This is a genomic window from Psychroserpens sp. NJDZ02, from assembly GCF_004843725.1.
GTDB lineage: Bacteria > Bacteroidota > Bacteroidia > Flavobacteriales > Flavobacteriaceae > Olleya.
In genome coordinates, this window is the sequence record NZ_CP039451.1 from 1,115,178 (window position 1) to 1,139,980 (window position 24,803).

16 protein-coding genes are annotated in these 24,803 nt (G+C 33.8%); 8 read left to right on the top strand and 8 right to left on the bottom strand.

Annotation, left to right across the window (positions count from 1 at the left end; translation table 11 throughout):
• The first annotated feature begins 49 nt into the window (after positions 1–49).
• Both E9099_RS05000 and dxs read left to right on the top strand, forming a co-directional pair.
• Positions 50–1,048, top strand: coding sequence for an energy transducer TonB (locus tag E9099_RS05000; RefSeq protein ID WP_136582605.1), 999 nt, complete (start codon positions 50–52; stop codon positions 1,046–1,048).
• Positions 1,049–1,067: 19 nt separating this feature from the next.
• Entirely contained in the window at positions 1,068–2,840 is a 1,773-nt protein-coding gene (gene dxs / locus E9099_RS05005) for a 1-deoxy-D-xylulose-5-phosphate synthase (protein ID WP_136582606.1), read from the top strand.
• Positions 2,841–2,880: 40 nt separating this feature from the next.
• Here dxs and E9099_RS05010 read toward each other — a convergent pair whose 3' ends face one another.
• The 3 genes from E9099_RS05010 to E9099_RS05020 all read right to left on the bottom strand — a co-directional run bounded on the left by E9099_RS05010 (position 2,881) and on the right by E9099_RS05020 (position 9,023).
• The gene (locus E9099_RS05010; RefSeq protein WP_136582607.1) at positions 2,881–3,579 is read right to left on the bottom strand and encodes a fibronectin type III domain-containing protein; all 699 of its coding nucleotides are present in this window, start codon (positions 3,577–3,579) and stop codon (positions 2,881–2,883) included.
• Between the two features lie 6 nt (positions 3,580–3,585).
• Complete coding sequence (locus E9099_RS05015; RefSeq protein ID WP_136582608.1) at positions 3,586–7,587, bottom strand: thrombospondin type 3 repeat-containing protein; 4,002 nt, start codon at positions 7,585–7,587, stop codon at positions 3,586–3,588.
• A gap of 92 nt (positions 7,588–7,679) precedes the next feature.
• Positions 7,680–9,023 carry a deoxyguanosinetriphosphate triphosphohydrolase gene (locus E9099_RS05020; protein WP_136582609.1) on the bottom strand — a complete coding sequence of 448 codons (1,344 nt, stop codon included), beginning with the start codon at positions 9,021–9,023 and terminating at the stop codon, positions 7,680–7,682.
• A gap of 202 nt (positions 9,024–9,225) precedes the next feature.
• Between E9099_RS05020 and E9099_RS05025 the strand changes: the two genes are divergently transcribed.
• The gene (locus E9099_RS05025) at positions 9,226–12,030 is read left to right on the top strand and encodes a TonB-dependent receptor (protein WP_136582610.1); all 2,805 of its coding nucleotides are present in this window, start codon (positions 9,226–9,228) and stop codon (positions 12,028–12,030) included.
• A gap of 45 nt (positions 12,031–12,075) precedes the next feature.
• Positions 12,076–13,245, top strand: coding sequence for a multidrug transporter (locus tag E9099_RS05030; RefSeq protein WP_136582611.1), 1,170 nt, complete (start codon positions 12,076–12,078; stop codon positions 13,243–13,245).
• A gap of 61 nt (positions 13,246–13,306) precedes the next feature.
• Here E9099_RS05030 and E9099_RS05035 read toward each other — a convergent pair whose 3' ends face one another.
• Entirely contained in the window at positions 13,307–13,666 is a 360-nt protein-coding gene (locus E9099_RS05035) for a toxin-antitoxin system YwqK family antitoxin (protein WP_136582612.1), read from the bottom strand.
• Positions 13,667–14,063: 397 nt separating this feature from the next.
• Here E9099_RS05035 and E9099_RS05040 point away from each other — a divergent pair, with 397 nt between their 5' ends.
• From E9099_RS05040 to E9099_RS05055, 4 genes are all read left to right on the top strand, one after another.
• Complete coding sequence (locus tag E9099_RS05040) at positions 14,064–15,266, top strand: porin (RefSeq protein ID WP_136582613.1); 1,203 nt, start codon at positions 14,064–14,066, stop codon at positions 15,264–15,266.
• A 77-nt stretch (positions 15,267–15,343) separates the two neighbouring features.
• The gene (locus tag E9099_RS05045) at positions 15,344–17,632 is read left to right on the top strand and encodes an inorganic phosphate transporter (RefSeq protein ID WP_136582614.1); all 2,289 of its coding nucleotides are present in this window, start codon (positions 15,344–15,346) and stop codon (positions 17,630–17,632) included.
• Between the two features lie 126 nt (positions 17,633–17,758).
• Positions 17,759–18,484, top strand: coding sequence for a DUF6503 family protein (locus E9099_RS05050; RefSeq protein ID WP_136582615.1), 726 nt, complete (start codon positions 17,759–17,761; stop codon positions 18,482–18,484).
• A gap of 64 nt (positions 18,485–18,548) precedes the next feature.
• Positions 18,549–19,406: a flagellar motor protein MotB gene (locus E9099_RS05055; protein ID WP_136582616.1), complete on the top strand. Its 858-nt coding sequence runs from the start codon at positions 18,549–18,551 to the stop codon at positions 19,404–19,406.
• Between the two features lie 51 nt (positions 19,407–19,457).
• Here the strand turns inward: E9099_RS05055 and E9099_RS05060 are convergent, their stop codons facing one another.
• The 4 genes from E9099_RS05060 to E9099_RS05075 form a co-directional block, all read right to left on the bottom strand.
• The gene (locus E9099_RS05060; RefSeq protein ID WP_136582617.1) at positions 19,458–20,204 is read right to left on the bottom strand and encodes a CPBP family intramembrane glutamic endopeptidase; all 747 of its coding nucleotides are present in this window, start codon (positions 20,202–20,204) and stop codon (positions 19,458–19,460) included.
• Complete coding sequence (locus E9099_RS05065) at positions 20,204–20,710, bottom strand: zinc ribbon domain-containing protein (protein ID WP_136582618.1); 507 nt, start codon at positions 20,708–20,710, stop codon at positions 20,204–20,206. The genes E9099_RS05060 and E9099_RS05065 overlap by 1 nt, the downstream gene beginning before the upstream one ends.
• Positions 20,711–20,793: 83 nt before the next feature.
• On the bottom strand, positions 20,794–21,744 hold the full coding sequence (locus tag E9099_RS05070) for a hypothetical protein (RefSeq protein ID WP_136582619.1): 951 nt from the start codon (positions 21,742–21,744) through the stop codon (positions 20,794–20,796).
• A 489-nt stretch (positions 21,745–22,233) separates the two neighbouring features.
• Entirely contained in the window at positions 22,234–24,717 is a 2,484-nt protein-coding gene (locus E9099_RS05075) for a ribonucleoside-diphosphate reductase subunit alpha (protein WP_136582620.1), read from the bottom strand.
• Positions 24,718–24,803: the final 86 nt, after the last annotated feature.

Genomic DNA, 24,803 nt, shown 5'->3' on the forward strand with positions numbered 1-24,803 from the left:
TTACAAATAATTCGGCAAGACTTTTGATGCTATACATAAAACCAACACTATGCCTAACTACTATTCAATTAAAATACCAAAACCTTGTCATAAAGACTGGGATAGCATGTCCCCTAAAGATAAAGGACGTTTTTGTGGATCTTGTAACAAAACGGTTGTCGATTTTACTAAAATGGATTCCCATCAGATTCAAGAGTTCTTGCAAGAAAATAAAGAGCAACGCATTTGCGGACATATTAATCAAACGCAACTAGACTCCATAAACCTTAGGGTTCCACTAAGTTTAATTCAACAAAACCATAATGTTTATAAAACCTTCTTTTTTGCTGTCCTAATAGTCATGGGCACGTCACTTTTTAGCTGCTCTTCCAAAAATGGAAAACCACAAAAAATTGATAGCGTCGAAGTTGTAGACACTTTAAGTAATAAAGTCATAGATGTATTAGGCAATCTTGCACCTCCTAAAAAAAGGGATAGTACTATTATTAAAAAGGAGATATTAAAACCGGTAAAAGTTAGACCAACACCACACTCTCCAATTACTGGCGTTATGATTGCCAACACAACAACTACTGGAGAATTAGTTATGCATCCTGATCCTGTAAAAATAGACTCTCTAAAAACAGATGACTCTTTTTTAGATATTGAAGGAGAAATATCAATTATAGATCACACCACTACTAAAGCCTACACTTTACACCATGTTGACCAATACCCTACATTCCAAGACACACTACATACACTATCAAAAGAAGATGGTAGAAAACGTTTTGAATCAGAATTAAATCAATTTGTAAAAACCAATTTTATCAAACCATCAAAGGCTGATCTTGAACTAAAAGGAAAGCAGCGTATTTATGTGAATTTTGAAATTCAAAAAAATGGAGGGATAAAAATAATTTCGATCAAATCTCCACATAAATCTTTAGAATTAGAAGCAACGCGTGTAATACAAAAACTACCAAAACTTATCCCTGCTAAAAAAGATGGTGAAATCGTTGTTTCACGATATACTTTACCCATACTATTTAATACAGAAGAAGAATAAAATCTTGTATTTTTGCTAAGTGCAAAACAAACTCCTACATACCATTGATTCTCCAGAACAACTTCGCTTATTAAAACAAGACGATTTACCTATTCTTGCTAAAGAGCTACGTGATTTTATAATTAATATCGTTGCCACTAAAGAAGGCCATTTAGGCGCTAGTCTCGGCGTAATCGAATTAACTATTGCTTTACATTATGTATTCAACACACCAAAAGACCAACTCGTTTGGGACGTTGGACATCAAGCCTATGGACACAAAATATTAACCGGTAGACGCGATAATTTTGAAAGCAATAGACAACTAGGCGGTCTCAGTGGTTTTCCTAACAGATCAGAGAGTCCGTTTGACACTTTTGGCGTTGGTCACTCCTCTACCTCTATTTCGGCTGCCCTAGGTATGGCAATTGCTTCTAATTTAAAAGGCGATTTAGACATACAACATATTGCGGTAATTGGAGACGCCTCTATTGCTAGTGGGATGGCTTTTGAAGGCTTAAATCACGCAGGCGTTACAGATGCCAACCTTTTAGTTATTTTAAACGACAATGCTATTGGTATTGACCCAAGTGTTGGTGCATTAAAACAATATTTGACTAATGTAAAAAAAGGCACAGAAAAGCAAGACAATATTTTTGAAGCTTTAAATTTTGATTATTCTGGACCGATAGATGGCCATGACTTACCACTAATAATTGAAGAATTAAAGCGTTTAAAAAACGTAAAAGGCCCTAAGTTTTTACACGTTATTACCACTAAAGGTAAAGGCTTACGTCAAGCAGAAGAAAATCAAGTTACTTACCATGCGCCTGGAAAATTTAACAAAGACACAGGGGAACTAAACCCAAAATCAGACATAAAACAACCGCCTAAATATCAAGATGTTTTTGGGCATACTATCGTTGAGTTAGCAACACAAAACGAAAAAATTATTGGAATAACCCCCGCAATGCCGACTGGTAGTTCTTTAAAATATATGATGGAGCAAATGCCTGACCGTGCTTTTGATGTCGGTATTGCAGAACAACATGCGGTTACTTTTGCTGCAGGATTAGCCACTCAAGGCATGATTCCTTTTTGCAATATCTACTCCACCTTTTTACAACGTGCTTACGACCAAGTTATACATGACGTTGCTTTACAAAACCTGCCTGTTATATTCTGTTTAGATCGCGCCGGTTTAGTAGGAGAAGATGGAGCAACACATCATGGTGTTTACGACATCGCTTATTTACGATGTGTACCAAACCTCATCTTGTTTGCTCCCAGAAACGAAATTGAGCTACGTAACATTATGTATACTGCACAATTAGGATTAGAACACCCTATCGCTATTAGATACCCTAGAGGACGTGGTATAACTTTAGATTGGCAGCAACCATTTTCTAAAATTGAAATAGGAAAAGGACAACGTCTTAAAAAAGGAAGTAAAATCGCAATATTATCTATAGGGAGTATTGCAAAAAATATAACTGAAGCTTTTGATTTAATGGAAGATATCTCTACTTTTTCCCATTATGATTTACGCTTTATAAAGCCTTTGGACATAATAATGCTTCATGAAGTCTTAAAATCTCACGAAACGATCATTACAATTGAAGACGCCTCTGTTATCGGCGGTTTTGGTAGTGCAATAGCTGAATTTTCAGCAGAACACAACTACCACAATACGTTAATTATAAAAGGAATCCCTGATCAATTTATAGAACATGGTACTATCCTAGAGCTACAGCAATCTATAGAGCTAGACCCCATAAGTTTAAGTTTATTTCTAAAAAAAATGGCAAACTAAAAAATTAGTCTGCCATTTATATTTATAACTTAACATGTTCTTAGTTTGTGCTAAACGACCAAACTTGCCCAATACTTTTTACATCACTATCATCTGTTGTATCTACTCTCCAATAATATGTTGTAGCAGCTACTGTTGTAACATCAAACGTAGAAGTTGCTAGACCCGATTGCACTAAAACAGGATCTGCAGTCTCTCCAAAAAACAAATCATAAGTTAATGCATCACTAGCATCAACATCACTCCCAGTCCAATCTAAGACTGTTGTTCCTGCATCCAAAAAAGCATCTAATCCTGGTGCATTTATAGAAGCTGCAAACGGCGCATAATTTGAAACACCTGTACCCTCCGTGTAAAATGCTAAGGTTGGAGAAGCTTCTGCTTCATCTTCACCATCAAACGCAACGACATTCCAATAATAAGCTGTTGCTGGCTCTAACGTAATTAACCTTGTCGTACTAGTCGTTGGTATTTGCTCAACAATATTAGTTAGATTTCTATCTGTTGCTACGGTCAATCTATAATTTATAACATCATTATCAACATCTGTAGCGGCAGACCACTCAAATAAAATAGTAGTATCGATACATAATAAATCTGAACTAGGATACACTAAGTTTGATACAGCTGTTGGTGCTGTATTAGGAACAGGAGCTTCTCCTCCGTCATCACTTCCTCCGCAGGCAACGAACACCAATGCGGATAATAATATAGGTATTACTTTTATTAACTTATTCATATCTTTTTATTTTTTTATAATTTTAAAAACCTCCGAAGTCTCCACATCTAATTTAATAAAATAAATTCCTTTATTTAAATTTGAAAAAGGCACCTCAATAAAGTTTACCCCACCTCTAGCATAATTTTTATCAATCACCAATCTACCATTGACATCAAAAACATGAACACCTACCTCTGACTGAGTAACAGAGTTTGGCAGGGTAATTTTAAGATTATTAATTACTGGGTTTGGACTTGCTATTATATTAAACGTATTTTCAATTGAAGTTTTATAAGTTCCCTCACAAGCTTTTGCTGTTTTAATTTCTAACTCACCAGAACCAATAAGTTCTAATTCAAAATTTGGAATACTAGTAATTTGCACGACTTCTCCATTAAAAACGACTGTATAAGGAGCCGTACCTCTACTAACTTCTACATAAGTAATACCAGAATCGTTATTGTTATTCACAATTTGTAAATCAATAACATCTGCTTCTTCAATACTAATTTCAAAACATTGTTGGTAAGTTGTATCATTTATCGATACACAAACGGTATAAGAACCTACCGCTAGGTCTTCAAAAGCAAATGTATTCGTTGTAATCTGCTCTGATAAACTCACTCCATTTCCAACAACAGTAGCGGTATAAGTTACGTACGTTTCATTAACATTTACAATGACTGTCCCGTTGTCTTGGTCTTCACATCTTTCTGAAATAATTTCTAATGAAATATTATCAGAACTTAAATGACTTGTATCGCAAACATCTCCAATTCCGTTTCCGTTTGTATCTTCTTGTCCTGGATTAGCAATGTCTAAACAATTATCTACATCTGCAAATACACCATCACCATCATCATCTTGACACGCATCTCCAACACCATCACCATCTGTATCCACTTGATCAGCATTAGCTGTATTGACACAATTATCTTCACTATCTAAGATACCATCATTATCCGAATCCTGGCAAACATCTCCAACACCATCACCATCTGCATCAGTCTGATCAGCATTAGCTGTATAAACACAATTATCTACACCATTTAATATACCATCACCATCTTCATCCCCATTGCTATCCAGCTTAAACTCTCCAGAAAAAATACCACGACCATAAGTTGCCGCAAAAACCATATTATCATCTCGTAAATCTAAATCTGTTACTTTAACATTTGTCATTCCGTTAAAAGCTTGACTCCAATTTGGACTAGCCTCGGAAAAATTAGTAGTAGACCAAACACCTAAATCTGTACCTATAATAACTTCGTTTGTGTTTAATGGGTTTTGCAAAATAGCTTTAACTGGCATATCAGGCAAATCACCTTCTTTTTCTTGCCAAACAGCTCCACCATCATCAGTATACCAAATACTTTGAACACCATAATTATGAACAGTTAAAAATATTTCATCTTCTGATCTACCAAATTCTAAATCAGAAACACTACCTACAATAACATTACTCAAATCTAACTCTGTAAATACTGGTGTTGCACCATCTGCATTTTCTACAAGAAATATATCTCCCAAAACTGTCCCGACTAAAAGCGTAGAAGTTGTTGTTGTATAAGGAGAAACTGTAAATGCTGTAGGTGTAGAGTCCATCTCTGGATCTGTTAAACTTACTGCTTCTAAAGTCCCTTGAGATTTAATCCCTGAGTATCGTCTAATAATACTGTTTCCATCCGAAGAATAATTAGAATACAAAATATCTAAGTTCGAATCTAGTGCTTGAGGATTAATAAAAGCACCATTACGATCCGATTCATCATTAATAACGACATCTGTATCTGTTGATAAATCATATAGATACACTCCTGAATTATATACATAATTTCTTATAAAGTACTGATCTGTACCGTCTTGATCAAAAAAAGTATAGGCACCATCACCTCCATAGGCTTCCCTCGAAGCATCTGCTTGAGTTGTATTAGCGTCTTCAAATAAATGTGTTCCATTATCTTGTAGTCCTCCTGCAAAATAATCTCCAGTAAAGGCAGTTGTTGGCGCTACACCAACCGTGTAAAATTGAGACGTATTAAAATCCTTATTTCTACTTTCTGTAAGCGCACTTCCATTAGCAGAGTAATATACGCCTCCATCATTACCAAATGCCATTATTGTTGATGACCCATTAGCAAAAGTCATGGCATGTTGATCTGCATGTACTTCTTGATAACCAAACCATCCATACCAATGTGTAAATTGCACCCAAGACACTCCCGCATCAAAAGATTTAAATAAATCAATACCTCCAGCATAAACGATTTGATCGTTATTTGGATCGACTTCTAACATTAAATCGTAAAAGGCTTGCCCTCTTGCAAAATCATTAGCATCAATATCTGTATCTACATCATTAGGAAGACTCATTGAAGTCGTACTTACAAAACCATCAATAGTCTTCTCCATGATAACTGGATCAGTATCATTACCCTCAGCTAATATATAAACTACACCTGGGTCCGTTTCAGAAACCGCAATTTGTGTTCTAGAAGCTTCAGCTACAGTATGACTCATAGTAAAAGTATTACCATCTATAGAGCTAAATACTTCTCCTCCTCCATCACCAAAAATAGTACTATTAATTGTAGACACCCAAAGTTTATTATCAGCTCCGATTTCAATATCATTAGGACAATGTTTATTACCATCTGTTGTTAATGGTAAACTTAATTCATTCCAACTAACTCCGTTATCTACAGATTTGTACAAACCAAACTCTGCTCCTGATAAAATTGTTCCCGTGTTTGCTGCACTATAAAAACTATCTCCTGCTGCAACATATACTTCAGAAACTCCATTATTATCTCTGACTTTAATATCATTAACAAATTGTATTCCTGGTACTAAAGTCGCATTTAATGTTCCTATTTGCGGATTTAATGACCCAGTAACAACCTCTGTACTAACAGCAGCCTCAAGAATATCCCCATCTACTTTTGATACAAAAACTGCCGGAATTACAATGCTACCATCATCACCCGACATATTTACTAATGCACCGTCCACATTATCCATTACTATAACTCCAATCGCTCCAGCAACTTGAGCTGCCTTTACTTTTTCAGTAAAGGAACATGCCCCCCTACGAACTAAAGCTATTTTACCTGTCATATCGACTGTAGAAGGACCACAACCTTCTAATGCAATAATAGATTCGACACCATTACTCCCCGTAAAAGGTACTGTTCCATTGGCCAAAATTAAATCTCCAGAAATAACTGAAGTAATTTCTGCCCCAAAAAGAGTAGTAGGATTACTTACATATTCTCCAGCTATACCACTTGGACTGTTAATCGTAACAGTATTAATTATAGTCTCAACTGTAGTTGGACCTGATATCCCTCCAAGGACTTTAGTCCATGATACTCCAGCATCTTCCGACTTCCATACACCATCACCATTAACATCACCTGAAACATATGACTCTCCAGTACCTAAATAAAATATATTAGAATTATTAGGGTCATAAGTAATACAAGTAACCGCTAAATTTTCGGCAATATCAACTCTAATCCAACTTGAATTAACATTTGAAATATTTGTGTTTTTCCATAAACCACCACTAACACCTCCTGCAAAAAGCGTTTCGTTAGTTGCGTCATTAGGATCAAACATTATAGCTCTTGTTCTTCCTCCTACATTATTTGGCCCTCTTTCTAACCAACTATTATCAAGACCATCACCAGGCACCCTGCCAGATGCTAAAAAAGCCTGTCGCTTTAATTGCTGATCAGCTTTAATTTGCTTTAAACCTTCTGAAGTCGGCCTTCCTAAAACAGGATTCATTGTCAACTCCCATTCTTGTTCATAATACTTATTAGGCGTAAGACCTGCTGCTCTTCTTTCAGGCTTACTTAATTTAAGAACATCCTTAAAAGGACTATTTTCTAAGTTTTTTTTGTGGATACTTCTAGTCTCTGATTGCTCTATTATCTCAATATCATTATTTTTAGATAAAGTAAATAAAGCGATACACACTAAAACGCACAACGTTAGGATAGTAATTTTCTTTTTCATTTAATATTTTTTAAGTACTCAAAAATAGTAATTTTTAACAAGTTTTTAAGAGTTTTATTATTAATAATTCAATCTTAGAACCCTAAAAATAACTATAAACTAAATCCTCTTATTTTCTTATACTCTATAATAGCCTGACTATCACTCATCAGTGACACAAAATGACAAACGTTAAGCAGCCTAGCATATAGACTATCTGTATTAAAGTCTAAAGTTGAAGGTAAACCTTTCAATATTAGCTTATCATAATTAGAAACCTTATCCAAATAATTATTGTTTACTGCCTTACTATATGTCTGCAACAAAGTATTTAAAACTTGATAGCCCGCAATCTCTTTATCCACTACATCCTTAGACTGGTAGACCTTTTCTATACTTAATTTAATAATATCATTAATTTGAGCTTCATATTTACTTTTGTCCAAAAGACTAATACTGAAATCACCATTAAGAATAGCGTCTTCATTATCCATAAAAATAGTCACCGCTTCATTAATTAAGGTATTAATGGCTAAAGCTCTCAAATAACTTACTCGGTCCTTCGTATTAGTAAGTTTATGATATTTTTCCGTGTTTATTGAATTTCTAACCAAATTAATAAGGTACTCCAAAGCATATTCTTCTTGAATCAGCCCTAAGTTAATTCCATCTTCAAAGTCTATTATAGTATAACATATATCATCCGCTGCTTCAACTAAAAAAGCTAATGGATGACGAGAAAAACTAAAATCATTTGCACTACCACGCTTGACCAAACCTAATTCTTCTGCAACCTCCTTAAACGCTTCTTTTTCTGTTTGAAAAAAGCCATACTTCTTATCAGCTATATGTTTTGTTGGTTTTTTAGGCAAGGACTCCTTAGGATACTTTGTAAAAGCCCCCAATGTTGCATACGTCAATCTCAGACCTCCTTCACGTCCTGCTCTGCTCTGCGTCACAATTTTAAAACCATTAGCATTACCTTCAAAATCACAAAGATCCTGATATTCTTTATCTGTTAATTCTGCTTTATAATGTTGTCCCTCCCCTGAAATAAAAAATTCACCTATAGCTTTTTCTCCAGAATGACCAAAAGGAGGGTTACCTATATCATGCGCTAATGCAGCAGATGCTACAATCGCACCAAAGTCATTTGGCAAATAACCATGAATATTTTGAAGATGTGGGTGCTTTTCTAAAATCTTCTGACCTACTTTTCTTCCTAAAGAGCGTCCAACAACACTAACCTCTAAACTATGTGTCAATCTTGTATGGACAAAATCGGTATTAGATAATGGTATTACTTGTGTTTTATCTTGCAGACTTCTAAATTCCGAAGAAAAGATAACACGATCATAATCAACTTCAAACCCTAAACGTGTTTCGTCTTCTTCTTTTCTTAATCTTTTATTAGTATCGCCAAAGCGTTTTAAAGAGAGCAACTGTTCCCAAATCATAATCAAAATTTTGAAATGCAAGATAACTATTTGTAAGATAACCAAAAGCAATTGCTAATGTTAACTTAATGTTTAGCAAATACAAAAATCAAACTTATCCGATAACCTTTAGCTAACTTTTTAGTCACCAACTATTAATCTCTAGTTAACCTTGACTTTACAATATCAAGGTTTCTTTGCATCAAGAATTTTAATAGTCAAAATGAAAAAGTTTACATACCTATTTTTTAGTTTATTCAGCGCAATTACTTTCGCTCAAACAGGCTCTATCTCTGGAACATTAACAGACAAAGAGTTTAACAACGAGTCTTTAGCTTATGCCAACATATTACTTAAAGGCACAACTACTGGAACAACATCCGACAATGCCGGACAATATACATTCTCAGACCTAAATCCAGGAACGTATACTGTCGAGTTTAGTTTTGTTGGTTACGAAACACAAACAATCTCTGCAACTGTACAAACGGGAAAAGTGACAGAAATTAATGTCGTTATGAGTGCTAGTGCTGCTGCTTTAGATGAAATAGTCCTTGAAACGGTGACCACTAAACGTGAAAGTGAAACAGCCTTATTATTAGAACAAAAGAAAGCAGTAGAAATCAAGCAAATCATCGGAGCTGAAGAGTTATCACGCAAAGGGGTTAGCGATGCAGCTGGTGCGGTTTCAAAAATATCTGGGGTTTCTAAACAAGAAGGCTCTAGTAATGTTTACGTGAGAGGACTTGGTGACAGATACTTAAACACTACAATAAACGGACTATCATTGCCATCTAACGATGTTAGTAAAAAGAATATTAATTTAAATTTATTCTCGTCAGACGTTATTCAAAATGTATCTATAAGCAAAGCTTACGCCTCTCAATTTTATGGTGATTTTGCTGCAGGTAATGTAGATATTTCATCTAAAGAACATAAAGGAGGAAGCTTTGTAGAAGCTTATTCTGGCACAGGGATAAACACTAATGCAATTGACAAAAATTTTGTTAGAAGTGAGGGTACTGGTTATTTTGGATTTTACGGTAGAGGAGAGCACAACCCTTTTGCAATAGTATTATCTCATGGTGTAGACGCAGTAAGCGTAGACACACCTATTAATGTCTCTTACGGTGCTTCAGGAGGTAGTTCTTTCAATTTTGAAAATGGATCTAGATTAAGCTTTTTCTTAACGGGTGGCTTTGAAAATAATTACGAATATAGAGAAGGACAATCTATAGATTTCTCTACTGTAGAGAAAAAAGCTTTTGAAGCGGCCGAAGAATACGAATACTCCACAACTACAACTGCTATGGCTAACTTAAACTATAAAATAGATAGTGACAATAGCTTAAGTTATAACTCTATTTTTATCAATAGTTCTTCCGATGTAGTAGGGTATTATGGTACCGATGGAAACGGAAGAAACAGAGATGCTATTCTTAATACAGACAAAGGTTTTTACCAACAAAATATTCAGTTTGACCAAACAAAAATGTTTGTAAACCAATTAATGGGAAACCACAAATCAGGTGACTTTGAATTAGATTGGGGATTTGGTTACAATAAAGTATTTTCTGATCAACCAGACAGAAAACGTTTTAGTGTAGAAAATTACGACTATGCCTTAGATAACGATCCTACAACAAACCCGACATTTTATAGTAATGTCGTATTTGATAACCAACGTTACTTTCAAAAAATTGAAGATGACGAGTACAATGGACGCATAAATCTAGCTTATGAAATTAATGACAATCTAAAATTAAACTTTGGATATAATGGTCGTAATAAAACAAGACAATTTAACAATGTTAGATATGGTTACGATATTGTCGAAAACGGGTATCAAATTACAGATGTCAACAACTTCGACTCTGTATTCAACTTAAGCAACTTAAATTTAAACACTGGTGATTCTGGATTATACGAAATCAAAGTTTTAAAACCATACCCTACATTATCTAACACCAACAGACCAGGACTTAATGAAAACACTTACAACGGAGCGTTAAATATTTACGCAGGCTATGTTGACGCAGAAATTAAAGCTGGAGAAAAATGGCTATTTGTACCAGGCGTAAGGTTAGAAAGCTTTGAGCAAAGTATAGATTACAACGTTATTAACTTAGGTAATAACGGAGAAGACTCTAAAACATCCAAAGAGACTTTTGTATTACCAAGCATTAACATCAAATATAGCTTAACCGAAGACCAAAACCTAAGATTCTCAGCAAGTAAAACGGTTTCGACGCCTGAGTTTAAAGAAATAGCACCATTTGTATACGAAGATGTATCCACGCGTATTGGAGGGAATCCTGATGTACTTGGTTATTCTAATGTCTTAAATATCGACCTAAAATACGAATGGTTTTTTAGCAGAAGTGAAGTATTTTCTCTAGGTGCTTTTACAAAACAAATTGAAGACCCAATTAACTTAGTTGTTGTTGGAGATGCGACTGGAACACAACGTTATGTTAGAACTGGAGACAAAGCTACAGTGTATGGTATCGAAGTCGAATTAAGAAAAAACATTTTAGTCGATGACAATGACAACACTAATCTTTCTTTTGGAGTTAATGCCACTTACATGCACACAAAACAAGATCTATATAATAATATAGACGGAACATTCGATTTAGCTTTTAACAAAACTGAAGACCAACTACAAGGTGCCTCTCCATTTATTTTAAATGCAGACGTAAGTTACTCTCCAGTATTCAAAAAATACAAACCTGTCGCTAACTTAGTCTTTTCATATTTCTCAGATAGAATTGATGCTTTAGGTTCTGGAGATCTTGGAAACATTGTTGAAAAAAGCGTTCCAACATTAGACTTCATCTGGAAAAATACTATCAGCGATAATTTTGAAATCAACTTTAGTGCTAAAAACTTACTAAATCCAACAATACAATACGTAAGAGAAGATCAAAACCAAGGAGATGTTTTGGTTGTCTCAGCTAATGGTAAAGGAGTTACAGATTATAAAAGAGGATTAGATATAGGATTACAACTTAAATACAAATTTTAACAAACTGAACATAATTAAAAAATACAACTAAAAACAAAAAAAACAATGAAAAAACAAATAATCTTAGGCTTAGCATTAGTATCTATGGTATTCTCATGCTCTACAGACGACACATCTGATATTGTTATCAATGACAATAGTGTAACAAACAATAACTCTGACGGAGGTACAACAGACCCTGCTACTATTTTCTTATCTGGTACGTATACCGAAGATTTAACTTTAGATGCAAACAACACCTATAAGCTTAACGGGTCTTTAATTATGACTAGTGGTACGACATTAACAATTCCAGCTTGTATGACTATTAAAGCATTATCTTCTGGAGCTGATGTTTACATCGCAATATCTCAAGGCGCACAAATTATCGCAAATGGTACTGCAGATTGCCCTATAGTATTTACTTCTGACGCTGCAAGTCCTGCTGCTGGAGATTGGGGAGGAATAATATTATTAGGAAAAGCACCAATAAACTCTGTTACAGGAACAAACACTGCAACTTCAGAAATTGCAAGTTTACCTTACGGAGGTAATACAGCAAACGATAATTCTGGATCTTTAAACTATGTACGTGTTGAGTATTCTGGTGGTGCTGCTGATGGACAATCAGAAAACAATGGATTTTCTTTTTATGGTGTAGGAAATGCAACGTCTGTAAACTATATCCAAGCATATGCTGGAAAAGATGATGGTGTTGAGTTTTTTGGAGGAACAGTTAACGCTAGCTACATTTCTGTTATCAATGCAGAAGATGATTCTGTAGACTGGACAGAAGGATTTTCTGGAACATTAGAAAATGTATACATTTCTAACAGAGGCTCTGACGATAAAGCTATAGAAGCAGATGGTTACAATACTGATTTTAGTAACGCAACAGGAATTTTCTCTAAACCAACAGTAAACAATGCTACTATTATTGGTGAAGGTTCTGCTAACTCTTCTGAAGCTGTAAGATTAAGAGCAGGAACACAAGGGATCTTTAATAACATCATGATTACTGGATACGCTGAAGGTTTTGACTTAGATGATTTAGATACTGGTAATGGTGTTGTTAGCGATGACTTACAAATAACAGGCGTAACTTTTACAGATGTTACAACTAACATGCAAAATGACACAGGAGCTACTTTTACTGAAGCAGATTTCTTAACAGGATTAGGAACAGCAACAGGGACTGATTACGCAACCTGGGGAGCTGGTTGGACAATCAACTAAACCAAAATATACATCAAAAAAAAAGCCTTGCAATTGCAAGGCTTTTTTTTTGTGTAATAATTTAATTACTAGTTGCTACTGAGTTTTTAACTTCCCATTCGCTAACATTTGCAATTTGATTATTATTATAATCTACTTCTTTAAGAGTGGTTTCATTCCAAAAAAACCACTTGCCGACTTTTTTACCATTATCATAATTTGCTGAAACCTGTTTTTTACCTTGTGCATTAAAACTTAACCACTCACCTTGTAATTTACCATCTGTACTATAAGCGCCTGTCTGGCTTACAGCTCCATTGTCGTGATAATAAACAACGTCTATTAAATTAGTGTTTTCATTAAGCTTTAAATCCCTTTTGTCTTGTGCAAAAGAAACCACAGTAAATAAAAAAGCAACTGATACTAAGATTGATTTCTTCATAATTATGGGTTTTAATATTATATCTCAAATATACAAATTAGATAACGTTTATGCAACATTTACGTAACATTAAATTAACATTGAAATCATAAACCACTAAAAACAAGTGTTTTAATTAAAAAAATTACCATGGTGATTGTTAATAATTAGATAATATTAGCATGATATTAAAATCACTTTACATCACCATATTTGTTACTGTCTTAAGACAACACAATTAGTATTTCATATAATCTATTAGTTTTTGTCGACTACATTATTATGATTTCTAATGAGACTGCTTTTGGCCGAAGCAGTCTCTTTTTTGTTAAAAAAATCATAAAATATTAATATTCAGGAAACATTAAGTTAACATCTATGTTGGTTCTTTGCAGCGACAAAAACTAACAAAGATTACATGAAATTTATTTTAAGTATTGCACTTTTACTGTGCATAACGCACTCTATTAATGCCCAAGAAATTAGCGACACCTCTTTTGGTAAAGGCCTAATTAACTTTACAGCAAAAGACAGTTCTTTTAGTATCAGATTCGCACCTCGCTTCCAAGTTAGGTCAATCTCTTCTTGGGATCATGATGGATCACAATACACCAGTCCAGAACACAACTTTATAGTACGTCGCGCACGTTTAAAGTTTGATGGTTTTGCGTACACTCCAAAATTAAAATACAAAATAGAGTTAGGCTTATCCAACAGAGATATTTCTGGTGCTAATGACTTTAATAGAAACACGCCCCGTATTATACTGGACGCCGTTATCATGTGGAACTTTGCCGAAAATTTTGAACTTTGGGCTGGACAAACAAAATTACCTGGCAATGTGGAGCGTGTTGTTTCTTCTGCAAATCTTCAACTTATAGATCGTTCATTATTAAATAGTAATTTTAATTTAGATCGTGACTTAGGTATCCAACTTAGACATAAATCAAATTTAGGTGGTGGATTTCTAATGCGCGAAAAAATAGCCATTTCTCAAGGTGAAGGTCGCAATGTTTCAGAAGGTAACGAAGGCGGCTTGCAATACACTGCAAGATTAGAATTTTTACCTCTAGGCAACTTTACATCCAAAGGCGATTATGTACAAGCCGATTTAAAACGAGAAACCAGCCCTAAACTAATGGTTGGGTTTACGTACAACTATAACCAAAATGCTGTTAGAGAACGCAGTGGTTTAGGAGACTACATGTTTAAAAGCGATGGCACACTATATGAAACTAACATCAGCACACTATTTGCAGACGCCATGTTTAAATACAAAGGCTTCTCTTTTATGGGAGAATATGCAAAAAGAGAAGCTGATCAACCCATAGCAATAGATAATGACGGTATTACTCCAACAGGAGCTATTGTTTTAACGGGAAATGCCGTAAATTTTCAAGCAGGGTATTTATTTAAAACTAATTATGAAATCGCTGGTCGTTTTACCTCTTTAACTTTTGACGCTATAACAGGAAGCTCTCCAAGAAAGCAGTACACTTTAGGTGGCTCCAAATATATTGTAGGACACAAACTAAAAGTCCAAACAGATTTAAGCTATTCAACACTTAACGGTAATGAAGATAATATTACCTTTAGACTTGGATTTGACATCCACTTTTAAGTAAAAAACATAACATTGTCGTAACATTGCAATCGAAAACAGTCAAGATATTTGCAAACTTATTTTAATTAAAAATTATGGATAATATTTATTTATTTATGTTGATTGCCATCATCGTATTGGCGGTAGTTGATATTGTTGTTGGAGTCAGTAATGATGCTATCAACTTCTTAAACTCTGCTATTGGCTCGAAAGCAATTTCTATGCGTACTATAATGATAGTAGCCAGTTTAGGGATTTTTATCGGGGCCGTATTTTCTAGTGGAATGATGGAAGTGGCTAGAAAAGGTATTTTTGTACCAACCATGTTTAACTTTGAAGAGATCATGTACATCTTCATGGCTGTTATGATTACCGATATTTTACTACTTGACTTTTTTAACACTCTAGGGTTACCAACATCTACAACAGTTTCCATTGTCTTTAATTTATTAGGTGCAGCTGTAGTGATGTCTTTAATTAAAATTAGTGCAACAGACAGTCAAACTTTCGCAGATTTAGGTAAGTATATAAACACTGAAAAAGCAATCGAAATAATATCAGGAATAGTTATGTCTGTTTTTATTGCGTTTACGGTTGGTGCTTTAGTACAATGGGTTTCTCGTTTAATTTTCACGTTTCAATATGAGAAAAAATCAAAATACTTTGGTGCTATATTTGGTGGTATCTCATTAGCTGCCATAACCTATTTCATCTTTCTAAAAGGATTAAAAGGAACACCATATTATAAGAATATAAGTGGTGTGATTGATGGTAACGAACTTTACATTATACTAGCTAGTATAGTCATCTGGACATTATTTTCTTATGTATTTCAAAAACTAACCAATAAAAGTGTCCTTATTATAGTTATTGCAGTTGGTACTTTTGGACTAGCATTAGCCTTTTCAGGAAATGATTTAGTTAACTTTATTGGTGTCCCTATGGCTGCTTTCCATTCTTTTGAAGCCATGCAACATGCGTTCACAACTTTCGGAACATTACCTGCTGATTTCCCAATGGCTGTTTTAGATAAGAAAGTACCAGCAGAACCATTGTTACTATTTATAGCTGGGGCCATTATGGTATTAACCTTATGGTTTTCTAAAAAAGCAAAGACGGTTGCAGAAACGGAATTAAGCTTATCGAGCCAAGGTGATACACACGAAAAATTTGAACCTAACATGTTATCTAGAGGTATCGTTAAAGGCACCTCTGCGTTATCAGATTATTTTAGTGTTATTGTACCAAAATCTACACAAGAAAAAATAGGTAAAAGTTTTCAAAAACCAAGCGGAAAAGCCCTAACAAAAACACAAAGCAAGGACCTACCGGCCTTTGATATGATTAGAGCCTCTGTAAACTTAATGGTTGCTGGAGTATTAATATCTGTTGCGACTTCTATGAAGTTACCTTTATCTACAACTTATGTGACTTTTATGGTCGCTATGGGGACTTCTTTTGCCGATCGCGCTTGGGGTCGTGAAAGTGCTGTATACAGAGTTGCTGGTGTATTAAATGTTATTGGTGGTTGGTTTGGAACTGCTTTTGGAGCCTTTTTTGCTGCAGGAACAGTAGTCTTTTTGATCAATTGGAACCCGAAAGTAATGGCGCCAATCTTACTATTATTAACTGCTATTTTATTAGTAAGAAACTTTTTAGCACATAAAGAATCGTCTAACAAAACTATAGCAGAAGATAGCTTAACAGACTCAGAAAGCAGTTCTGTGCAAGGTGTTATTCACGAAAGCGCAAAAAACATTGCTAACGTTGTAAAAAGAGGAAACAAGATTTACACTAATGCAATCAATGGTTTAGCCAAACAAGATAGCGTACTTCTAAAGAAGAATAAAAAACAAGTCATTAAACTATCTGATGAAGTAGATTCTCTTAGAGATAATATTTTCTACTTTATTAAAAACTTAGACGAGTCTAGTTTAAACGCAAGTAATTTTTACATCAACATCTTAGGATACCTTCAAGATATGACACAATCTTTAGACTACATTACTAAAATGAGTCATAAGCACGTGAACAACAATCATAAGAAATTAAAATTTAGTCAAATTAAAGAGCTAAAAGAAATTGATAGTCGTTTTGATTTACTATTCAACAACATACAAAACGCGTTTAATTCTGGTTCTTTCGAGCAAATTGGAGACATTTTAGGAAGAAAGAAAGAAATCATGCAACTTGTAACTTCTAAAATACTAAAACAGGTAGAGCGTACTAGAACAGAAGAATCTAGTCCAAAAAACACTACTTTATATTTTAATTTATTATCAGAAACTAAAGATTTACTTAGTGGTACGATGAATCTTTTAGAAGAATATCATAACGCTCATGATAGCTCTGTAACACCAGCTTCTATCGAGGAGTCTGAATAACAAAAAACAACCATTATATTTTAAAACCATCAGTTATGCTGATGGTTTTTTGTTTTAAATTATTTAATAACTAAAACAAACCTACCTATAGTTTCTTTTGTACTTTTAGTCTTTAATTGATTTTTCATGAAACTAGCACACCTTATATTACTATTTGCACTAATTAGCTTTAATACTACTTTTGCGCAAACCATCACAGGTACAAACCTATTAAACAAAGCGATCAAATATCATGATCCTAGCAATAATTGGAACACCTTTAACGACACCTTACAAGTCACTATGGAGATTCCTAAAAGCCCAAATAGAGATAGCAAAATTATCATTAACCTACCAAAAGAAACTTTTTACCTTAAAACAATTAAAGACACTACAATTACAGAGTACACTATTTTAAAAGACACTTGCAAGATTTCTTTTAATGGTCAATCAAAACTATCAGAAGCTATTGCTAAAGCCAATAACTTAAGCTGCGACAGAGGTACCCTACTAAAAAACTACTACACCTATCTTTATGGTTTACCAATGAAACTAAAAGACAAAGGAACGATCATAAATCAAAAAGTAGAACAGAAAACCTTTAAAGGCAAATCATACTTAGTGCTTCAAGTATCCTATGACATAACTGTCGGTAGTGATATTTGGTTTTTTTATTTTGACCCTAACACCTATGCAATGGAAGTGTATCAGTTTTTCAAGACAGATTCCAATGGAAACATCAAACTTGACACTGGAGAATATATTTTATTATCAGAAACCGAAATAATAAGTAACATATTGATTCCCAAGCAACGTGCTTGGTATTACAATAAAAACAACACGTATTTAGGTACCGATATTTTAAAAAAATAGGATACAAAACATCCAAATAACAGTAATTAACGTAAATACATTAACTAAATAAATTAATTACTTTATGAGAAAAATATCAATAGTACTAGGTACTGTAGTTTTACTTACATCTTGTGTATCGAAAAAGAAATATGTTGCACTTGAAGAACAAAAATCTGAATTAGCTAGTCAATTACAAAAGACTCAAGTCGAAAACGAAGACTTACAGACTAAATTTTCACAAATTGAAGCTAGAGTAACTGAGTATAATTCAAAAATCAACAACCTTACTGATGAAGTAGGTGTTTTAACAGAAGAGAATCACACTAAATTTGATGCTGTTGGTAACAAAGCTGTCGTTTCTGAAAAAATGAAAGTTGAGATGCGCGAAACTTTAAGCAAAGTAAGTCCTGATGTGATGCAATATTACACCACTCTTGAGGACTCTATGAACCTTGCTTTATCATTAAACTTAAAGCGTTTTGTAGACACTACAGACTTAGACGAAAGTGATGATATCGCAATCAGTATTGATGAAACAGTTGTTATGATTTCAATTTCTGACAAAATGTTATTTAACAGTGGAAGTTATAGAATAAGCAACAAAGCTGACAAGATCTTAAAAAAACTTGCTGACGTTATCAATTCAGAGCCTAGTATTGATGTAATGATCGAAGGTCATACAGATGCTAGAACGATTAGTACAGCAAAAGTAACTGACAACTGGGACTTGAGTGTATTACGTGCAACTTCTGTTGTTAGAAAGCTTCAAAAAGACTTTGGTGTTGCTCCAGAAAAATTAATTGCCTCTGGAAGAAGTAGCTACCAACCGCTTACAGATAATGATACAAGAGAAGGACGTTCTAGAAACAGACGTACTCGTATCGTTTTATTACCAAACATTGATAAGTTTTTTGCTTTAATGGGATCAAACCAAGAGTAACTAAAACAGTTTATATAAAGAGCATCCAGAAATGGATGCTTTTTTTTTGCTCTAAAAAGAATAGAAATTATAGTAATCCAACAAGACTATGGACAAATTATGAATAAAATGAATTATAATACCCAACCACAACGTACTATACCGACTTCTCAAATAGCCTAACAACAAACCAAAAGGAAAAATCCATAAAAAAGATAATACAGAAAAATGTATTAAAGCAAACAAAAAAGCGGTCGCAATTATAGTCACTCTATCACTAGTCACTTTTTGTAATTGATTAAAAAGCACACCTCTAAAAGCAAGCTCTTCAATAATAGGAGGTAAAATAGCTATAAACACAATAGACCAAAACAAAGGGTAATCTAAATACAAATAACTTTGATAACAGTTAGAATTATTTGATACTGAAAACAGGTCATTAATAAATTCAATAAAAAAATAGACAAAAAAACTAGTTAAAACGGGTGTTATAATTGAGAAAACTATCAGCTTAAGATTTATAGTTTTAAAGCTATATAGTTTTAAAATTGGTTTCAAATCCAAAGAGGCAAACCCAATTACAATACAAATAAAACCTAATTCAACAATAAACTCTGCCTCTAGATTATATGGAAACGTAATATCCACATAATAAACAGAGACCATAAACACCAACATAACAACATAAAAACTAATAATGACATTGACATCCTTTATTTTCCTAGTGGTTGCAGTTTTAACAACAGATACCCCGCATTGCGAACAAAACTTTACTTGCGTTTCAAAACTATTATTACAATGCTTACATGACAAACTCATTAAGTAACTTTATTAATTAAGGACGCGGAGTAAATACCTTTGGCCAAATATGCAATAATTAAAACTTTCCAAATAACACCAGACAGTAAAGTATGTGGTTCAGCAATAGCTGTTACAACCACAATAGTAACATATAATAGAAGCCCTAAAAGCAAAGCAATTAAAGGTCTTTGCTTAGACCAAACACCTAGTAAAACATAAATAACCCCAACTATAATATTAATTATCAGTCCCGAAATATCCGCATTTTTATAAAACAAAAACAATCCAAATACTACAATAATGCCCGCCATGACATACAATGTATTTCTAGCCGATTTAATCTTTTCTTCTGCATTATTCGTTTTCCTTTTATCCATAACGCGCTTAGCATAAAACTTCGCAACGTCTTGTTCACTTCCTTTTAATGGATAACCACATTCTTCACAAAACATATACGTTTCGTGTATTGGAGTATCACAATGAATACACGTTAATGTTATAGTAGTAATTTCTGGAGCTTCCATTAAGATTTAAATTCGAATTAGAAAGATACTATATTATTGTAGTTTTTAAATAAAAAAAGCATCCATTTCTGGATGCTTTATTATTAAGCTGCTTGACTTAAATCTAGAGCATCATACCCTAACATTTCATCAATCAAATCCAAAGCTGCCCGTTTCATGGAGGAATAAGTGGGTTGCCCATTTCCGAAATTTAACCGTTCCGAGACATCAATATTTGATCTCATTTTAGAATTATCTTTAATATAATACGTTTTAGAGGAGCCATTATGACAAATCTCAAAAGCAATTTCGTCAACTAAATACTGGTTAAAAAAAGAAATCTTCTCTTTCTTATTTAAGTTAGAGAAAAACAATCTACCTAACCTACTCTTAATCGAATTGTTTTCAGTCTTAGTTTTAAACTTTAACTCTCTCACGTCATGATCATCAGAATACAAGTCAAGATTATCAAACAAGTTTAATTGTACATCGTGTAATAGACCATAATTAATTAATCTTACTTTTTTAAGCTTCCCTTTATCAATCATATTCGATAAATAATTAAAATTTAAGCCAGGTGTTATTTGCACTCTAAAATCCTGAAAACCGGATTCCTTTAAAAATTTTTGTAACTGTCTTTCAAAAATGACTTTCACACCATGATTTGATTTATTTTCAAATATTATATACCCAAATTTCGATCCTTTTGGAATATGAATGCATGAAAACACTTTTCTACTCTGTAGTTCTTCTTTTCCAACTACATAATTAAGTTTATTAAACTGACTTCGTATGTCTAGACTTTCGCCACTATAAGCAGAATCTAAATACGATATCACACTTCTTTGACTTTCATTAAATTCAACTCCAGAAGTTATTGAAAAAGCTCTTTTATTACCCTTTTTATCAGAATAATCAATCTTCTGTTTCTGTAAAGCGTTATAATATTGATTACAAATTTTCAGAAAATCAGTTTCTCCATTAAAACGACTTAATATTTGCTCTTCGTTGGCTTTATTTAAGAGCGCCACTCGATAAATTGTATATGTATACATATCTCTATTGATTTTAATAATTCTAGTTATTAACAAACACTTAAATTAGTTAATAACTATTTAACCTCTCAAACCGCATATAATACAGTACCTAAGAGATTATTAATATTTTATAGAAATATTTAACTTGGCAGGTAGAAACTTATTTTGTTTCTTTGAAGAAGAAAGTAAGAGAATATAAATTCTCATATTTTTGTAATTACAAAATAGGCGTCGGAACCAATTATTGTAAAAAACATATAGCCAAGAGGGATATTTCACGATGTCCCTTTTTTTGTACTATTCTTCAGCGTTTCTATTTATACTTTCATACTCTTTTTATTTTTGACTTTTTAGAAATTAAACACATAAAAACCTGTTTAACAACACACTAACAGTGTTTTTCGTTTAAAAAAAAGGCGCTAAAAAAAGTCCCTTGAAATTATCAAGGCACTTTTTTAGATTATAACACTTTAATTTAGATAAGCTCAGCAATCTTATCTATTCCTTTTAAGAACCACACATTAGGCAATCATCACCTTCCGCTTCTTTAGCTTGGGCAATTAATGCTTTCATTTCTTCTGCTGTCATTGCTTCTCCTTCTAAACTACTAGAAGTATTAGCCAACTTAGCTGCTGTATCTGCTGCTTTTTGTTGTTTTTGAGCAACACCATCGTTCTCTATAACTTCAACGGTTGCTTTAACAGCAACTGGCTCAGCTTTCTTTTGTTTTGTAACCGTCATTTTCTTTGCATCTACAGCACTCTTAGATCTTAAGTAGTACATTCCTGTTTTTAAACCACTTTTCCATGCATAAAAATGCATTGAAGTCAGTTTAGCCATAGTTGCACCTTCCAAGAATAAGTTAAGCGATTGTGATTGATCTATAAAGTAACCACGTTGTCTAGACATATCAATAATGTCTTTCATACTTAATTCCCATACTGTTTTGTATAACTCCTTTATATCTTGAGGAATAATATCCACATCTTGCACAGAACCATTAGCTCTCATGATTTCGTTTTTAAGATCATCATTCCATAACCCTAAATCTACTAAATCTTCTAATAAATGCTTGTTTACAACAATAAACTCTCCTGATAATACACGACGCGTATAAATATTAGAAGTATAAGGTTCAAAACATTCGTTATTACCTAGTATCTGACTAGTAGATGCTGTTGGCATTGGCGCTACTAACAGTGAGTTACGTACCCCATGTTTTTTAACCTCTTTTCGTAATTTCTCCCAGTCCCAACGACCACTTAAAGTATCTTCTTGGATGTTCCATAAATTATGTTGAAACTGTCCTTGACTAATTGGAGAACCTTCATACGTTTGATATGGCCCATCTACTTTTGCTTCTTCCATACTCGCTGTTAAAGCAGCATAATAAAGTGTTTCAAAAATATCTTGGTTTAATGCTTTTGCTTCATCACTAGTAAAAGGCATACGTAGTTTAATAAAAGCATCCGCTAATCCTTGCACACCTAAACCAACTGGTCTATGACGGAAATTAGAGTTTTCTGCTTCTTTAACAGGGTAGTAATTACGATCTATAACTCTGTTTAAGTTTTTTGTGACACGCTTCGTAATTCTAAATAATTCTTTATGATCAAACTCGCCATTTTTAATAAACATTGGCAAAGCAATGGATGCTAAATTACAAACAGCTACCTCATCTTTAGAGGTATACTCCATGATCTCCGTACATAAGTTAGATGACTTAATAGTCCCTAAATTTTTCTGGTTAGACTTACGGTTTGCTGCATCTTTATACAACATATAAGGTGTTCCCGTTTCAATTTGAGATTCTAATATTTTTTCCCAAAGTTCACGAGCTTTAATAGACTTACGTCCTTTTCCTTCTGCTTCGTATTTAGTATATAATGCCTCAAACTCTTCACTATGTACATCTGCTAAACCAGGACATTCGTTTGGACACATTAACGTCCATTCTGCATTGTCTTGCACACGTGCCATAAATAAATCTGGCATCCACATGGCGTAAAATAAATCACGTGCACGTAGCTCTTCTGCACCTGTATTTTTCTTTAAATCTAAAAAGCTAAAGATATCTGCGTGCCAAGGTTCGATATACATCGCAAAACTTCCTTTACGTTTTCCTCCGCCTTGATCTACGTAACGTGCTGTATCATTAAACACTTTTAGCATTGGCACAATACCATTACTAGTTCCATTTGTTCCTGCTATATAACTTCCTGTAGCACGCACATTATGAATAGACAATCCAATACCTCCTGCCGATTGTGATATTTTTGCGGTTTGTTTTAAGGTATCATATATTCCATCAATACTATCGTCTTGCATGGCTAATAAAAAGCAAGATGACATTTGTGGTTTTGGTGTTCCTGAATTAAAAAGAGTTGGTGTTGCGTGTGTAAAATATTTTTTAGACATCAGCTCGTACGTTTCAATAGCTGAATCTAAATCGTCTAAATGGATTCCGATAGAGACACGCATTAACATATGCTGTGGTCTCTCGGCAATTTGTCCATTAAGTTTTAATAAGTATGAACGCTCTAAAGTTTTAAACCCGAAATAGTCATAACTAAAATCACGATTATATATAATAGTAGAGTCTAATTTCTCTTTATTATCCATAATCACTTTATACACCTCATCCGACAACAAAGGTGCTTCCTTTCCTGTTCTTGGGTTAACGTATACATACAAATCATGCATTACTTCACTAAACGTCTTCTTTGTGTTTTTATGTAAGTTAGACACAGAGATACGCGCTGCTAAACGTGCATAATCAGGATGAGACGTCGTCATTGTTGCAGCAACTTCTGCAGCCAAATTATCCAGCTCGCTAGTAGTCACCCCATCATATAACCCTTCAATAACACGCATGGCTACTTTTAAAGGATCTACAAGTTCATTTAAACCATAGCACAATTTGCGCACTCTGGCAGTTATTTTATCGAACATGATCTGTTCCTTTCTTCCGTCTCTTTTGATTACATACATACTTTACACATTTTTAATTTCTATTCTGAATCACCATTCAGAATAAGCGTTAATTTCTTTGTCTAAATTATAGATTAAGCTGTTTT

What these genes read in the sequence shown, in the direction of transcription:
- E9099_RS05000 (WP_136582605.1), top strand. Translation starts at nt 50, where the DNA reads ATGCCTAACTACTATTCAATTAAAATACCAAAACCTTGTCATAAAGAC.
- E9099_RS05010 (WP_136582607.1), bottom strand. Translation starts at nt 3,579, where the DNA reads ATGAATAAGTTAATAAAAGTAATACCTATATTATTATCCGCATTGGTG.
- E9099_RS05015 (WP_136582608.1), bottom strand. Translation starts at nt 7,587, where the DNA reads ATGAAAAAGAAAATTACTATCCTAACGTTGTGCGTTTTAGTGTGTATC.
- E9099_RS05020 (WP_136582609.1), bottom strand. Translation starts at nt 9,023, where the DNA reads ATGATTTGGGAACAGTTGCTCTCTTTAAAACGCTTTGGCGATACTAAT.
- E9099_RS05025 (WP_136582610.1), top strand. Translation starts at nt 9,226, where the DNA reads ATGAAAAAGTTTACATACCTATTTTTTAGTTTATTCAGCGCAATTACT.
- E9099_RS05030 (WP_136582611.1), top strand. Translation starts at nt 12,076, where the DNA reads ATGAAAAAACAAATAATCTTAGGCTTAGCATTAGTATCTATGGTATTC.
- E9099_RS05035 (WP_136582612.1), bottom strand. Translation starts at nt 13,666, where the DNA reads ATGAAGAAATCAATCTTAGTATCAGTTGCTTTTTTATTTACTGTGGTT.
- E9099_RS05040 (WP_136582613.1), top strand. Translation starts at nt 14,064, where the DNA reads ATGAAATTTATTTTAAGTATTGCACTTTTACTGTGCATAACGCACTCT.
- E9099_RS05045 (WP_136582614.1), top strand. Translation starts at nt 15,344, where the DNA reads ATGGATAATATTTATTTATTTATGTTGATTGCCATCATCGTATTGGCG.
- E9099_RS05050 (WP_136582615.1), top strand. Translation starts at nt 17,759, where the DNA reads ATGAAACTAGCACACCTTATATTACTATTTGCACTAATTAGCTTTAAT.
- E9099_RS05055 (WP_136582616.1), top strand. Translation starts at nt 18,549, where the DNA reads ATGAGAAAAATATCAATAGTACTAGGTACTGTAGTTTTACTTACATCT.
- E9099_RS05060 (WP_136582617.1), bottom strand. Translation starts at nt 20,204, where the DNA reads ATGAGTTTGTCATGTAAGCATTGTAATAATAGTTTTGAAACGCAAGTA.
- E9099_RS05065 (WP_136582618.1), bottom strand. Translation starts at nt 20,710, where the DNA reads ATGGAAGCTCCAGAAATTACTACTATAACATTAACGTGTATTCATTGT.
- E9099_RS05070 (WP_136582619.1), bottom strand. Translation starts at nt 21,744, where the DNA reads ATGTATACATATACAATTTATCGAGTGGCGCTCTTAAATAAAGCCAAC.
- E9099_RS05075 (WP_136582620.1), bottom strand. Translation starts at nt 24,717, where the DNA reads ATGTATGTAATCAAAAGAGACGGAAGAAAGGAACAGATCATGTTCGAT.